The 13,212-nt window shown below is 61.5% G+C and carries 14 protein-coding genes; 2 read left to right on the top strand and 12 right to left on the bottom strand.

Features of this window, described 5'->3' with window-relative positions:
- Window positions 1–97 precede the first annotated feature (97 nt).
- Together lpxB and rnhB are read left to right on the top strand one after the other, a co-directional pair.
- Window positions 98–1,276, top strand: coding sequence for a lipid-A-disaccharide synthase (lpxB, locus tag P8X48_09250; protein MEJ2107500.1), 1,179 nt, complete (start codon window positions 98–100; stop codon window positions 1,274–1,276).
- Window positions 1,254–1,886, top strand: coding sequence for a ribonuclease HII (rnhB, locus tag P8X48_09245; protein MEJ2107499.1), 633 nt, complete (start codon window positions 1,254–1,256; stop codon window positions 1,884–1,886). Before lpxB ends, rnhB begins: the two co-directional genes overlap by 23 nt.
- On the opposite strand, the gene gspN is transcribed toward rnhB, so the two are convergent.
- From gspN to P8X48_09185, 12 genes are all read right to left on the bottom strand, one after another.
- A complete protein-coding gene (gene gspN / locus P8X48_09240) occupies window positions 1,883–2,722 on the bottom strand; it encodes a type II secretion system protein N (protein ID MEJ2107498.1) in 840 nt (279 codons plus the stop codon). The genes rnhB and gspN overlap by 4 nt on opposite strands.
- Window positions 2,719–3,216, bottom strand: coding sequence for a type II secretion system protein M (locus P8X48_09235; protein ID MEJ2107497.1), 498 nt, complete (start codon window positions 3,214–3,216; stop codon window positions 2,719–2,721). Before P8X48_09235 ends, gspN begins: the two co-directional genes overlap by 4 nt.
- Entirely contained in the window at window positions 3,213–4,529 is a 1,317-nt protein-coding gene (gene gspL, locus P8X48_09230; GenBank protein MEJ2107496.1) for a type II secretion system protein GspL, read from the bottom strand. Before gspL ends, P8X48_09235 begins: the two co-directional genes overlap by 4 nt.
- Window positions 4,530–4,586: 57 nt before the next feature.
- Window positions 4,587–5,543, bottom strand: a complete 957-nt coding sequence (gene gspK / locus P8X48_09225; GenBank protein ID MEJ2107495.1) for a type II secretion system minor pseudopilin GspK — start codon at window positions 5,541–5,543, stop codon at window positions 4,587–4,589.
- Between the two features lies 1 nt (window position 5,544).
- Entirely contained in the window at window positions 5,545–6,162 is a 618-nt protein-coding gene (gene gspJ / locus P8X48_09220; protein ID MEJ2107494.1) for a type II secretion system minor pseudopilin GspJ, read from the bottom strand.
- Window positions 6,159–6,539, bottom strand: coding sequence for a type II secretion system minor pseudopilin GspI (gspI, locus tag P8X48_09215; protein MEJ2107493.1), 381 nt, complete (start codon window positions 6,537–6,539; stop codon window positions 6,159–6,161). The genes gspJ and gspI overlap by 4 nt, the downstream gene beginning before the upstream one ends.
- Complete coding sequence (gspH, locus tag P8X48_09210) at window positions 6,536–7,012, bottom strand: type II secretion system minor pseudopilin GspH (protein MEJ2107492.1); 477 nt, start codon at window positions 7,010–7,012, stop codon at window positions 6,536–6,538. The genes gspI and gspH overlap by 4 nt, the downstream gene beginning before the upstream one ends.
- Window positions 7,009–7,449, bottom strand: a complete 441-nt coding sequence (gene gspG / locus P8X48_09205) for a type II secretion system major pseudopilin GspG (GenBank protein ID MEJ2107491.1) — start codon at window positions 7,447–7,449, stop codon at window positions 7,009–7,011. The genes gspH and gspG overlap by 4 nt, the downstream gene beginning before the upstream one ends.
- Window positions 7,450–7,462: 13 nt before the next feature.
- The gene (gene gspF, locus P8X48_09200) at window positions 7,463–8,677 is read right to left on the bottom strand and encodes a type II secretion system inner membrane protein GspF (GenBank protein ID MEJ2107490.1); all 1,215 of its coding nucleotides are present in this window, start codon (window positions 8,675–8,677) and stop codon (window positions 7,463–7,465) included.
- A gap of 4 nt (window positions 8,678–8,681) precedes the next feature.
- Complete coding sequence (gene gspE / locus P8X48_09195) at window positions 8,682–10,181, bottom strand: type II secretion system ATPase GspE (GenBank protein MEJ2107489.1); 1,500 nt, start codon at window positions 10,179–10,181, stop codon at window positions 8,682–8,684.
- A complete protein-coding gene (gspD, locus tag P8X48_09190; GenBank protein ID MEJ2107488.1) occupies window positions 10,178–12,385 on the bottom strand; it encodes a type II secretion system secretin GspD in 2,208 nt (735 codons plus the stop codon). The genes gspE and gspD overlap by 4 nt, the downstream gene beginning before the upstream one ends.
- An 18-nt stretch (window positions 12,386–12,403) precedes the next feature.
- Window positions 12,404–13,212: type II secretion system protein N (locus tag P8X48_09185; protein MEJ2107487.1), on the bottom strand; the 809-nt coding region annotated here is incomplete at its 5' end.

Below are 13,212 nucleotides of genomic sequence, written 5' to 3'. Positions count from 1 at the left end.
GTTGCGCAGCTGGGCCCGCTGGGGGAAGACCTCCCCGAGGTCGGGCAGCTCCGTTCATTTGTCATGGAATCGGAACGGGGGATCATCCGCAGCTGATATGAAGTCGCCAAGACCGGTTCGAATCGGCATTGTTGTCGGCGAGGCATCTGGCGACGTGCTGGGATCGGGCCTGATCCAGGCCCTGCGGGAGCGCATTCCGGGAGTGGAGTTCGAGGGCATCGCCGGCCCGCTCATGCGCGCCGAAGGCTGCCGTAGTCTGTTCCCGATGGAACGCCTCTCAATTGTCGGCATCACTGAGCTGCTTGGCAGCCTTTGGTCCATTCTGGCCATGCGTCGTCGATTGTTGCGCCACTTCCTGCTCAACCCCCCGGATGTATTCATTGGAATCGATGCGCCGCAATTCAATATCGGGTTTGAAAGGAAGCTGCGATCCGCCGGGATACGGACAGTCCACTATGTCAGTCCAACCATTTGGGCGTGGCGCAGCTACCGAATCAACGATATTCGCAAGGCCGTTGACCGGATTCTTGTGCTGTTTCCCTTTGAGGAAGAACTGTATCGCAAACAGAGTATTCCGGTGACGTATGTTGGGCACCCGCTTGCCGACGCATTCTACAAGGTACCGGATCGAATGGCGGTGCGCAAAACGCTTGGGCTTCGGGACGACAGTGTGATCATCGGCCTGTTGCCGGGCAGTCGCCGTAGTGAATTGCGGAGACACGCAGATTTGCTGGTCAAGACCGCAAAGTGGCTACACGGGCGTAACAGCAAGTTGGAATTCGTAGCGGCCTTTGTTGGGGAAGAGACCCGTGCCCTGTTTCTCGATGCGCTCGCGCGCAACGGGGCGGGCGACCTTCCGCTGACTGTACTGGTCGGGCAATCCCGGGATGTCATGATTGCTTCGGACGTAGTTGTCCTTGCATCCGGCACGGCGGCGCTGGAGGCAGCGCTGTTGCAGCGTGCCATGGTTGTTACCTACAAGGTATCCTGGCCCAGCTATCTTCTGCTGCGCATGCTCGCGCATGTCAAGCTGGTATCGATGGTGAACAATCTGGCCGGTCGGGAGCTGGTTCCGGAGTTTCTCCAGCATCATGCGACACCAGTTGCGATTGGCAAGGCCGTGGAGTTCTTCCTTACGCACCCTGAGCAACGCAACGAGGTGGTCCGGGAGATGGCGCGAATAATGGAATCTCTCAGGCAGGGCGCCAGTGAAAGGGCCGCGGAAGCCGTGTGTGAGGTGCTTGCAGAAACCGATGGTCGATCGCCCGGGGGATGAGATGGACGATCAGGAATGGCTATCGTCCCTTCACCGTAGTGCCGACGACCTGCTGGCTGGCGTCGATGAGGCCGGTCGTGGTCCCCTGGCCGGGCCGGTGGTAGCCGCGGCGGTGATCCTGGACCCCCGCCGACCGATCGAGGGACTGGCGGATTCGAAGAAGATCGCCCCCAAAAAGCGGGAGCGGATCGCAGGCACGATACGCGAGCGGGCGCTGGCATGGTCCATCGCCGAGGCCTCGGTCGAGGAGATTGATCGATTGAATATTCTGCGCGCCTCCCTACAGGCGATGGTGCGCGCCGTTAGAGGGCTGCATCGAAGCCCGCGTATCGTTCTGGTTGATGGTAATCACATTCCGGACCTGGAGATGGAGACCCACGCGGTTGTAGGTGGAGACGACCGCTTCCAGGCCATTTCGGCCGCTTCAATACTGGCGAAGGTAGAGAGGGACAGGATTATGTGTGAACTGGATGTCCTGTATCCGAACTACGGTTTCGCGCGCCACAAGGGATACCCGACGCCGGTGCACTTGCGGGCACTGAGGCAACATGGCGCAGCTCCGGTCCATCGGCGCAGTTTCGCTCCGGTTCGCCGCGTCCTCGGGCGCTAATGCAGGGGGCGTGTGGCGGAAACCGATACGGCCGGCGCCTGGGCGCCGAACCACGCCAGCCGTCGCGTCTGACGAAATTGAATTGATCGCTTGCCGTTTCCCGCGTCGCGGCCGATCACCGACAGTGCGTTTGAGGGAATGCGAGTCGGATCCAGTGATTCGATGGTTCCCTGAAATACCATTTGGCCCGTGGTAAACGGGGCCCAGCTTCCCGTCCCCAGAATTCGAAGGGTACCCGTGGCCGACCGTAGATCAAGGTGCAGTGTGTCCTTTTCCGCGGTTACCCTGGCGCGGTAGGAGCCAAAGGGGCGGGAGCCCAGGGTGGAAATTCTGGCCTCATCCCATTCCACGCGCGCATTTCCTCCAAGATTGCCCGGTCCGAGGCGAAGCATCGGTGCGTGGACAATGACGCGCCCGCCGATGCCCAGGAAGGATGCAGCGGGTACGAGAGAGGCGAGCGTGGCGGCATCCAGATCGGCCCGCACGCCGGTCAGGGTCAGTCCACTGCGGCGCAGATCGACGGTCGCCTGTGCAAGGCCATGTTTCCGTTGCAGGGTGATTCGCGAATGCACGGAGAGCGTGAGAGTCCGCCAGGGGCTCAGGGACCACCGCACGGCGCCGATATACACAGGCGTGGCGGGGGGCGTCGCCAGCACCAACTGGGCCTGGCCGGACCATGCGGACCCCCGTGGCTGAAGCAGCATTACCTGGTTCGCGCTGGCGCGGGAGATCGCGAACGCGAGCCAAGCGGCTGGAAGCGTTGCCAGCAGGGAAATGAAGTAGGCGACGATCCCCGTGGCAATCAGCCAGCGGCGGGGGTGACGGATGCTGATCAATGATCGATGCGAAGGCTGGCGTCGACCCGGCCTGGCTCCTTGCTCGCCGTGATATTCGCGGACAGGACCCGTATCCCGAGGTCGTGTTCCATCTGCCATATCCATTTCGCCAGGGTATCGAATTCGGCATTCGCAAGCTTTAGCCGGACATGGCGCGAACTATCCGTATCCATACGGGCGATCGCATCACGCATGCCCAGGGCTGTGGCGCTTGATTCGATCGTGGTCGACAGATCCGTTTCGGAGGCTCCTGCAGGATTCTGTGTGCTGGCCTTGCGAGGCCCGGTCGCGGCTTGCTTGCGCATCTCCGCAAGCTGGGCCTCGTGCAGTGGCACATTTGCGCGCAACTTTTCGAGATCGTGGACCATGGGTAGCCACAGCAGTGCATAGGGCAGGGCGAATGCACAAAAGAGGCCGGCCGCGGCCAGCAGACCCCGTTCGCGGGAACTCAACCGGTTCCAATGGTTGCGTGCCTTGGCCAGAAGTTCCTTCATGACGAGGATCCCCCGCTGTTCGGGACGCAGTGAATCCGGGCTGTAACACCCTTGTCATTTCTTGTGCTGTTTCGTACGTCAATGCCGAAGCCAGATTGTTGCAGGGCCGATTTCACGCTCTCCAGATCCTTGTAGCTGGGTACAGTCAGCGACAAATCCACGGCCCCGTCGCGATAGTCAATGGTGTGCAAGGCACCCGCCGCTACGCCGGCCAGTCCCGGGGCAATGTGCGCAAGCATCTCGCTCAGTCCGGATTGTGCACCGGATCCAGCAGCGCGATTCAGATTGCGCTGCATCTGTCGATAGGGATCCACGACCAGACTGGCCTGGTCGGGAAAGGTACGGCTGAAGATATCGGTCATCTGCGTGCGCAAGCTGTGGTCCCGCGACGACAGTTGCCACCATTCGATGGTCGTTACTGTCACGCTGCCGAGAAGCCATACGGCGATCATGATGACGGCGGGCAGAATGGTGCGGGGAACCGGAATGTGTCTCCGGACGGGCGCGAATTCACCATGCAGAAGGTTGAGTGTTGCCGCGTGGGGGTCGCTGACAGACCAGAAGTCAGCCTGTTCAACGAGAATCTCCACACCGAGGGCCTGCTTCCAGGCCTCCGGATCGAATCCCTCCGGGGGGTGACTGACGACGACCGCTTCCGGAACGGAATCCTTCGCGCGTGCGGACTCCATGGCCTTGCGGAGGAGAAGCGGCACCGAGGAGTCATCGGGTGGGGTGAATCCGAAGCCGCTCATCGAACCGGTTCGTATCCAGCTGTCAGTACCCGAATAGGAAACAATCCAGCTATGATTCAGGCAGGGGCGCGACAGGGTCGCGGGCGCCAGGGTCTGCGGGTGGATATGTGCCTTGAGCAGGGGCTCGAGCCAGCGCTGCATCACGGATGAAGCGACTACGGCCACCGCGAGTTCTTCCTGGTCCCGGCGTTCCCAGGTGAAGTGCAGGTCCTCGGGCGAAGAGACAAGCTGGTCTTCCAGGGCAAACGGCAGGGCGCGGGCGATCTGCGACCGGGAGCGTGTTGGCAACTGCACGGACGTCAACAGAACGTCCCTGGCGGGAGCCCAAACATGGACGCGGGCCACACGGATGTCTGAGGGCAGTTCGGCCGGCGTGCGCACGCTTCCTTCGGCGGCTACCGTATTGCCGTCGCGCAGACACCAATCGAGTCCGCCTTCCTCGGGCCACCCGGGGAGCAGGCGCAATTCCAGCATTTGCCCGGCGGGCGCGGCTGGTCGGGCACGGCCGGCGCTGTGCACATTGCTGATACTTGCTGTCAGTTGGTCAAACAAAGTGGCCATGAAATTGATGCTTCCCTGCCGGAAGGGCGGGACAAATCTGCTGAATTTTCTATCATTTTACTCGCTGGTGGGAGACTTAGCCACGATAATGACCGGGCGGGTTTGCCACAGGGCCTCGGAGGGCTTGCTGCCGCCGGGCCGATGAAGCAGGGTGACTGTCGTCTGGTGGTAACGCCCCAGATCCGGCCGAACCGACACCAGAAAATAGGTCGAATTGACAGAAGTTGCCGCCTTGGACAGGGTCTGTCCGGGGGCCCGTTTGGCCAGGTCGCCCGTGCTGCTGAGAGGTGAGTTGGCCAGATTCTGGGCTAGATTCTTGGCCGCATCCAGGTCCATGGAGGCGAACAGGGCGCCCAACACCTCGGGTCGCGCGGTATTCACGTTGATTGCGGTTCGTTCGGGAAGCGCAATCAACAGATCCGACAGTGCCGCCATCACCTTCGGGGTATAACCGCGAACGCGGCGCAGCTCATTGACATCGACCAGCGCCTGGTTGGCGGTACGGTAGGACGGGTTGTCGCTGAGATAATCCACGTCCTCGGCACCACCCGGGCGCGTTCGCCTGTCTGAATCCATCCAGTCAATCAGCGTGTCGACCAGATGGCGGTCCAGCCCGCGATAGGCCAGCAGCCGCGTGTAGACACCGATGTCGTCGGTGCTCGGATTACCGTCCTTGAGCAGGTTGTTGATGTTGAACCGGCCCTGGGCGTCCTCGATGGCAATCGACACACTTCCATCGCGGAAAGCAAACGGTGGCAGGACCCGGGCCCAGGGTTCGGCCAAACTGTCCACCTTGTTGGATTTCGCGTCCTCATCCAGCAAGGCGCCGGCGGCATCGACCGCGCCCTGGCGCACCGCGTTGGCCTGGGCCGCCGTCCGGATGTTTTCCGCCTGACGGATCCAGATCTGCTGGTTCAGACTCAGAAACGTCGCGATGGTAGCGACAATGGCAACGACCAACATGACCGTAATCAGTGCCAGGCCGGATTGCCGAATCTGCGGCGGCATCCTCATGCTAGTGTGCCACCTCGAGTATGCGTGTAGTCGGTCCAACATCCGGAGTCTGCAGGGTTACTTCCACGGCCCTGGGCAGCTTTGCTGATGCCCCCGTTTCCGGCCAGTGGTCGACCCACTGTGCGCTGGCATTCATGAACCGAACTTCAAACTGTGTAACCCCGTTCAGGAGTATCTGCACCGAGGGTTTCGCATCGGGCGCGCGATCCAGGCTTGGCCAGGTCTCCCGTATCAGTTGACGATCCTTCAAGCGGTAGTCGATGCGGGCCAGGAGCGGCTTGTCTGAAGTCGAAAGGGCCCACAAGCCACCCCGGGTAAACTCTACCGTGGGTGGGGCAACCGCGCGCGGATCAGTAGGCTGCCCGATAAAGGCAGGAAGTCTTTCGCCGATCGCATCACGAATGCCGCGATTCCGTGCAAAGGCAAAATCGTCTTCGATCATCGACCAGGCAATGGCAAGGCGGGTCCATTTCGTGCGTTCCGCATCGAGCATATGACTGTCGCCCATCACACGGTTCAGGGTGGCGTAGCAGATCGCTGAAATGACCGCGAAGATCGAGATGGCGACCAGAATCTCGAGCAGGGTAAACGCACGCGACCGGTTCATGGTCGAGGTCACGGCGCGCCCTCCGGCTTGCGAAGGAAACCAGTCAATTCGGCCACGTTGTGTTTGGATTTGCCGACGCCAACCGTAATCTCCACGCGTCGCAATTGGGCATAGGGAGTGCTCGCAACGACCTGGGTCCAGCGCCACTTGCGCCCGGCCATCTTTGTCTCGCCATCGCTTGTATCCGTAGGCGGCCAGGCATGAGTCAGGCGCAGTTGCGCGAGCTGGTTCTGTGCAACCCAGGTTCCCAGTTCACGATCCCGTAGTGCCGCCGTTGTGTCGATGGATTGGGCGACGACGCGGGAGATGGCAGCGAGCGCGATGGCGGCAATGGCAAGCGCGATCAGGACCTCGATGAGGGTGAAACCGGGGGTGTGGCGAGCTTTCATTGCGCAGTCTCGGCGGCGATATCGCCGTCTGCCGTACGCCGCACCTGCCACCGGTGCCCTTTTTGGTCAAAGAGGACTTCAAAATCCGGGACCTCGCCCGTGGGGGTGAACACGAGCCCCTGGATGGACTTGGCGTCCTCTTTCTGCCCTGCGATCTCTAGATGAATTCCGGCAGGCATCTGGTGAGCTTGAAGCAGATCGTCGTTCTTGACCGGGGACAGTTCGCCTTTTTCGTTCAGGCGAAGGAACTGGTATTTGTCCGTACCGAACTGTACGGCGTAGATGGTTCCCTCGAGGATCGCCTCCTGTCTCAGGTTCTGAAGGAGGGCGGCGAGGCGTTGCGCCTGCTCGCGGACCCCGGCGGCGGGGTCGCGCTTGAGATAGAGCGCCGCCGCCGTGGCCATGATTCCGAGAATGACGATGACAACGACAATTTCGAACAGGGTAAACCCGTTCTGTCGTGCTTGCTTCACTTGCCGGAGTCGTCCCAATTTCCGATATCGGCGTCGTAGCCGTCACCGCCCGGCTTTCCGTCGGCACCGAAGCTGAAGACATCGATGTCACCGTGGATGCCTGGATTCAGATACTGGTAGGGTGTCTTCCACGGGTCCTTGGGCAGATGTTCGATGTATCCCCCTTTCTGCCAGTTGGACGGAATGTCTCCGCTGGTCGGCTTCTCGACCAGGGCCTTCAGGCCCTGGTCCGTACTGGGATACCGGCCATTATCCAGGCGATACATCTTCAACGCGCTGACCAGTGTGCGAACATCGTTCTTTGCGGCGACGACCTTCGCCTGGTCCGGTTTGCCCATGATGTTCGGAACGATAAATGCGGCCAGGATACCAAGGATAACCACAACGATAATGATTTCCAGCAGGGTGAATCCCTTGTTATGAGTGCGAAGGTTCATCGGTGCATTCCATTTACATTACGAGTTGATTCATGTTGAAAATCGGCAGCAGGATAGCCAGGACAATGAACAGTATTATGCCTCCGGTAACCAGAAGAAGCACAGGCTCAAGAATGGCCGTCAGGGCCCGTACCCGGTTGTCCAGTTCCGCGGACTGGATTTCCGCTGCGCGAGCGAGCATGGCGTCCAGCCGGCCCGTGGCCTCGCCGCTGGCGATCAGGTGTACGATCATGGGTGGAAACATCCCCCCACGGGCAAGCGCCCGGGAGAGGCTTCCGCCATCGCGCACCTCGCGTACCGCGGCCTCAATGGAGGCCCGCATGGGCAGGAGCCCCGGGATATCGGCGGTTGCCTGCAAGGCCGCCAGCAGGGGGATCCCGCTGGAGGTCAGGATTCCCAGTGTGCTGGCGACACGGGCGGCATTCAGTCCGCGCAAGGTGCGGCCCACGATGGGCAGGCGCAGAAGAAAGAGATGCCAGCGGTATCGGAATTCATCATTGCGCAACAACATGCGAAAGCCGATGCCCGCGAGGACCACGATCCCCAGTAGCGCAAAACCGAAATGGCGGATGAAACTGCTGCTGGCCATCAGAATACGCGTGGGTATTGGCAGCACCTGTCCCGTGTTCAGGAACACGCGCGTTACCTGGGGCACCACGTAGATCATCAGACCGGTAATGGCCAGCAGGGCGATGAAGATAACCAGCGCCGGATACAGAAAGGCGAGACCGACTTTCTGTTTGAGCGCCTCGCGATTTTCCGTGAACACTGCCAGGCGTTCCATCACTTCGCTCAGGCGTCCGCTTTGTTCCCCGGCATCGACCATGCGGCGGTACAGTTCGGGGAACGCAGCGGGAAACCCGGCAAGAGCGGCGGCGAGAGACTGGCCTTCGACCACGCGGGCGCGAACACCGGCCACGACCGCGCGGGTACGGGCGGACTCACTCTGATCGATGATGGCGGACAGGGATTCCTCAATGGTCAGGCCGGCCTGAACAAGTGTCGCAAACTGGCGCGTGATGACGGCAAGATCGGCATTGCTGATTCCCGGACGCCAATGCAGCGAAAAACGAGGACCGCGTTTGCGCTCGGCCACGGGGTCGACCTGCAGGGGTGTGAGTCCCTGTTCCCGCAGGCTGGCGCGGACCTGCCGGTCGGCGTCGCCTTCCATGACTCCGCTGATCGTGCGACCACGGTTGTCCAGGGCCTGATAGTGATAAGCGGGCACGGGCCTACTCGCGGGAAACGCGGATGACTTCTTCCAGGCTGGTCTCGCCGGCACGGACCCAGCGCAATCCGTCCTGACGCAGTGCGCGCATGCCGGAGCCAACCGCGTGCTTGCGCATGTCCGCTTCCGATGCTCCCTCGTGGATCAGTTCGCGCAGGGTCTCGTCCACGGCAAGGAGTTCATAAATGCCGCTTCGATGCTGGTACCCGGTCTGGTTGCAGGCGGGGCATCCGCCAGCGGTGTAGATCTGCAGTTTTTCCCGAGGCTTTGCTCCCAGTTGTTCGCGCTCCGCAGCTGTGGGCTTGTGGAGCTGCTTGCACGCGGGACAAAGGCGTCGCACCAGTCGTTGCGCCACCACGCCGATCAGGCTGGAGGCGACCAGGAACGGCTCCACCCCCATGTCGACCAAGCGGGTGATTGCGCCGGGGGCGTCATTGGTGTGCAGTGTAGCCAGTACGAGGTGACCGGTCAGACTGGCCTGCACGGCAATCTGCGCGGTCTCCAGGTCACGGATCTCACCGATCATGATGACATCGGGATCCTGGCGCAGGAGCGCCCGCAGGGCGCGGGCAAAGCTGAGGTCGATCTTGCCGTTGACCTGGGTTTGTCCAACCCCTTCGAGATCGTACTCGATGGGGTCTTCCACGGTCATGATGTTGAGCCGTTCGGTGTCCAGTTCCGACAGCGCGGCATAGAGGGTAGTGGTCTTGCCCGAGCCCGTGGGTCCAGTCACAAGAATGATGCCATGGGGCTGTTCGATCAGCTTGCGCAGCGAGCTCAGCGTATCATCGGCCATGCCGAGTCCGGTCAGTTGCAATCGGCCGACCTGCTTGTCGAGCAGGCGCAGGACAACGCGTTCACCATGGGCAGTGGGCAAGGTCGAAACGCGAACGTCCACCGGGTGGCCGGCCAGCCTCAGGGACATGCGGCCGTCCTGGGGAAGGCGTTTCTCGGCGATATCAAGGCGTGCCATGACTTTGACACGCGATACCAGCAGACTGTGCAATGCCTTCTTGATGTCCATCACATCGCGCAGCACCCCGTCCAGGCGGAAGCGGACCGTGGAGTTTGTCTCAAAGGGTTCGAGATGGATGTCCGAGGCGTTGTCACGTACCGCCTGGCTCAACAGCGCATTGATCAGACGGATGACCGGTGCATCATCCTCGGTTTCAAGAAGGTCCTCGACCGCGGGCAGGGATTGGGCCACCGAGTTCAAGTCGACTTCTTCGCCCATATCGCCGATGATATCGGCCGCTTCATTTACACCACGTTCATAGGCGCGATTCAGGGCGCGATTGAATTCGTCCTCGGCAAGCTCCACGATCCGCAGCGGGTGTCCCAGGGCGCGCCCCAGTTCTGCCAGAATCTCCGTCCGCGCGCCGGGCAAGGCCCAGACCTCCACCGTTTCGCCGTCCCGCCGCGCGCTGATTACGCCATGGCGTTTGGCGAAGTGATAGGGCAGTTCCTGACTGACCTCGCGATCCAGGGCTTGCAGCTCGCTCATGGTTGATTGTCTGTCGGTGCCGTATCCGAGGCTGTGTCCGGCGGCGCGGTGGCTGGACCGGAATCGGTCTGTTCCTGGCTGCTGCTGTCTGCCGCGTTCGGGGCGGCCGGTTCCGGGCTTGTGCCGGAATCCGTTGCTGCCGGCTTTTCGGAGTCCGTTGTCTGTTTGGAGGTATCCTTGCGTTCAATCTCCGGTTTGGGTGCGAAGTCATCCACCATGGGCTGCTGGTCGCGAGTGACGCCGCCGGTACGGCCCAGGAGGCGACGGTAGCGGTCGGCAGTCACGCGATAGCTGTCCGCGGCAGTGCGCACGATCGTTGGACGCAGGAAGATCATCAGATTGGTTTTAACGTTCTTCTTGCTGTCATACCGGAACAGGGCGCCAAGTATGGGAATGCTGCCCAGGATCGGTACTTTCTGCCGGCTCTTCTGGTTGTTGTCCTCGATCAGGCCACCGAGAACCACGGTGTGGCCATCGTCGACGATCACCTTGGTGTCCAGGGATCGTTTGTTGGTTACAAGATCGGTAGCACCGGCGACGGCGGTTGGCGACACACTTGAGACCTCTTCGGACACGTCCATCTTGATGGTGCCGCCTTCAGAGATTTGCGGTTTGATCTTGAGAGTGAGACCAATGTCCTTGCGTTCAATGGTCTGAAACGGGTTCACGGTACTGGTGCTCGTGGCCTGGGCGTAGCTGCCGGTGACGAAGGGCACGTTCTGGCCAACGATGATCTTGGCCTCTGCGTTGTCGAGCGTGAGCAGATTCGGCGTGGACAGGACATTGGCCACATTCTGCTGCTGGAGTGCGCGGGCAAGGGCGCCGAGGTTGTTGACCACTGAGCCGTCGGGCAGGGTGATCTTGGGTCCGAGATAGGCCAGGGAAAGGCCGCCGGCATTGGCAAGATTGGCAGGGTTTGCTGCAAGCTGTCCCAGCCCGGTGCTGTTGGATTGGGGGAAGTTCACGATGCCGCCGGCAACGCCCTGGCCCGCGGGTGTACCCCCGGCCCACTGGAAGCCAAGTTCGGTCGCCTTGTCGATCTGTACTTCGGTAATCAGGGCCTCGACGAAGACCTGTGCCCGGCGAATATCGAGTTTCTCGACGACGCCGCGCAGGTTGTTGTATACCGCATCGGGCGCGCTGATGATGAGGGCGTTGGTTGCCTCGTCAGCCTGGATGGTGGAGGGGGTGGTGGCCTTGTCCTTGCCCTTGGTCTTTCCCGTCACCTGGTTCGCGTCGATCAGCCCCCGCAGGATGTCGACCAGATCCTTGGCATTCGCATTGCGAAGATACACGACACGGGTATTCCCCCCCGGTGCGACCGTCGTATCCAGTTTTGCCACCAAGGACCGAATCTGCGCAAGCTGGCCGGGATTGCTCGTGCGCACGAGCAGGGAGTTGGTGCGCTGGTCGGGGACCACGGTGACGCCTTCGCGTCCACCTGCTGTCTGGCGGGGTCCCGGACGGGGGATGCCACCGCTGGTGGTTTCGAGCTTGGACAGCAGATCGGCGATATCGAGGGCCGAGGCATTTTTCAACGGGATGATCGTGACTTCACTGCTCACAGGCTGGTCGACTTCCTGAATGATGCGCTGCAGACGACGTGTATTGGCGGCATAGTCGGTAATGATCAGCGCATTGGCGGGAACATAGGCGGCCAGCTGGCTCGTGGGTGCCATCAGCGGGCGCAGTAGCGGGACCAGTTGCGATGCCTGTCCGTGCTGGACGATGAACACCTGTGTAACCATCTGGTCCCCACCGTGCGAGCGAATGCCCGCGCTGGTACTTGCGTGTTGCTTGCCTTCGCCCACCGGGACGACATTGACGACGCCCCCGGGGCCCGGCGTGGCGGTGAAGCCCTGGGCACGAAGTGCGGACAGGAAGATCTGATAGGCGGCGGACCGCGAAACTGATCGTGCCGAAATAATGGTGATCTTGCCCTTGACCCGTGGGTCAAGCAGGAAGTTCTTTCCCGTCATTTGCGACATGGTCTTGATGACCGCCTGAATGTCGGCGCCCTGGAAATTCAGGGTGATCCGTCCGTTGCTGCCTTGCTGGATCGGGCTCGCTGAACTGGGCGCCGGTTTAGGCGCCGGCGCCCTCGGAGGTGTTGCCACGTCCGCTCCCAGGGCAAGGCTGACCCATGCCAGGGTTAGCGTGCCGGCCAGTAGGGTTACGTACAACCGTGTGTTGTTTCTGAACATGCGGGTACCGGTTACTTGTTATTGAATATTGTAGTGAAGCTGCCGGGGCTTGCCGTGACGCATGATCTCCAGATCGAAGGCCTGGACGTTGTCGATCCCACCCACGCTGTTCAGAATCCGCATCGCGTCTTCGTAGTTGTTGAGGGCCTGGCCGTTGATGCTCTTGATTACATCACCGCGCTTCAGGCCGGCCCGGGAGAAGATGCTGTTCCCGTTTATGGAACGCACCATGAATCCGCCACCACCATAGGGTACGATGCGGGCCTGGGCCAGGACGTCCGGTCGGCGCAACTGGTTCTGGAGCTGGCTGCGGGACAGATTGAAACGGTCTCTCCCCATGGGGACTACCGCGGGACCGGTAGTGGGAGAGGGCAGCCCGGTCACTGAGGAACTGCCAGTCTCCTCATACATCAGCAGGCTTTCCTTCTTGCCGCCACGGGAAATGATGACGCGGTCATCATAGACAGCAGCAAGGGTGACTCCGGTCGTAACCTCGTCGCCGACCGCAAACGCTGCCTGTTCACCGCCATCGACGCTGATCAGGGCGTGGCTGTCACTGCCGGCCGATATGATACCGTTCAGCACCAGGTTGAGGCTCGACACCGGAATGCTATCCAGGGATCCGGTCGTCGCGACATCGGCCTGGCCGAACAAATGGGCTGATACCAGCGTGTCCGCCGACGTGGGCGCCGACGGGATCGCGACGACTTCGGCGGGCAGGGTTACGGGGGCCACCGGCGGGTGGATGAGGGCCCAGGTCCAGTGGGCCGCTCCGCTGGCAAGCATCAGGACGGCAACGAGATTCAGTACCCTGGGGAACCAGGGTG

Source organism: Acidiferrobacteraceae bacterium, from assembly GCA_037388825.1.
GTDB lineage: Bacteria > Pseudomonadota > Gammaproteobacteria > Acidiferrobacterales > JAJDNE01 > JARRJV01.
Note: the sequence above shows the minus strand (reverse complement) of the source record. Positions and strands in the feature narration are given on the sequence as shown.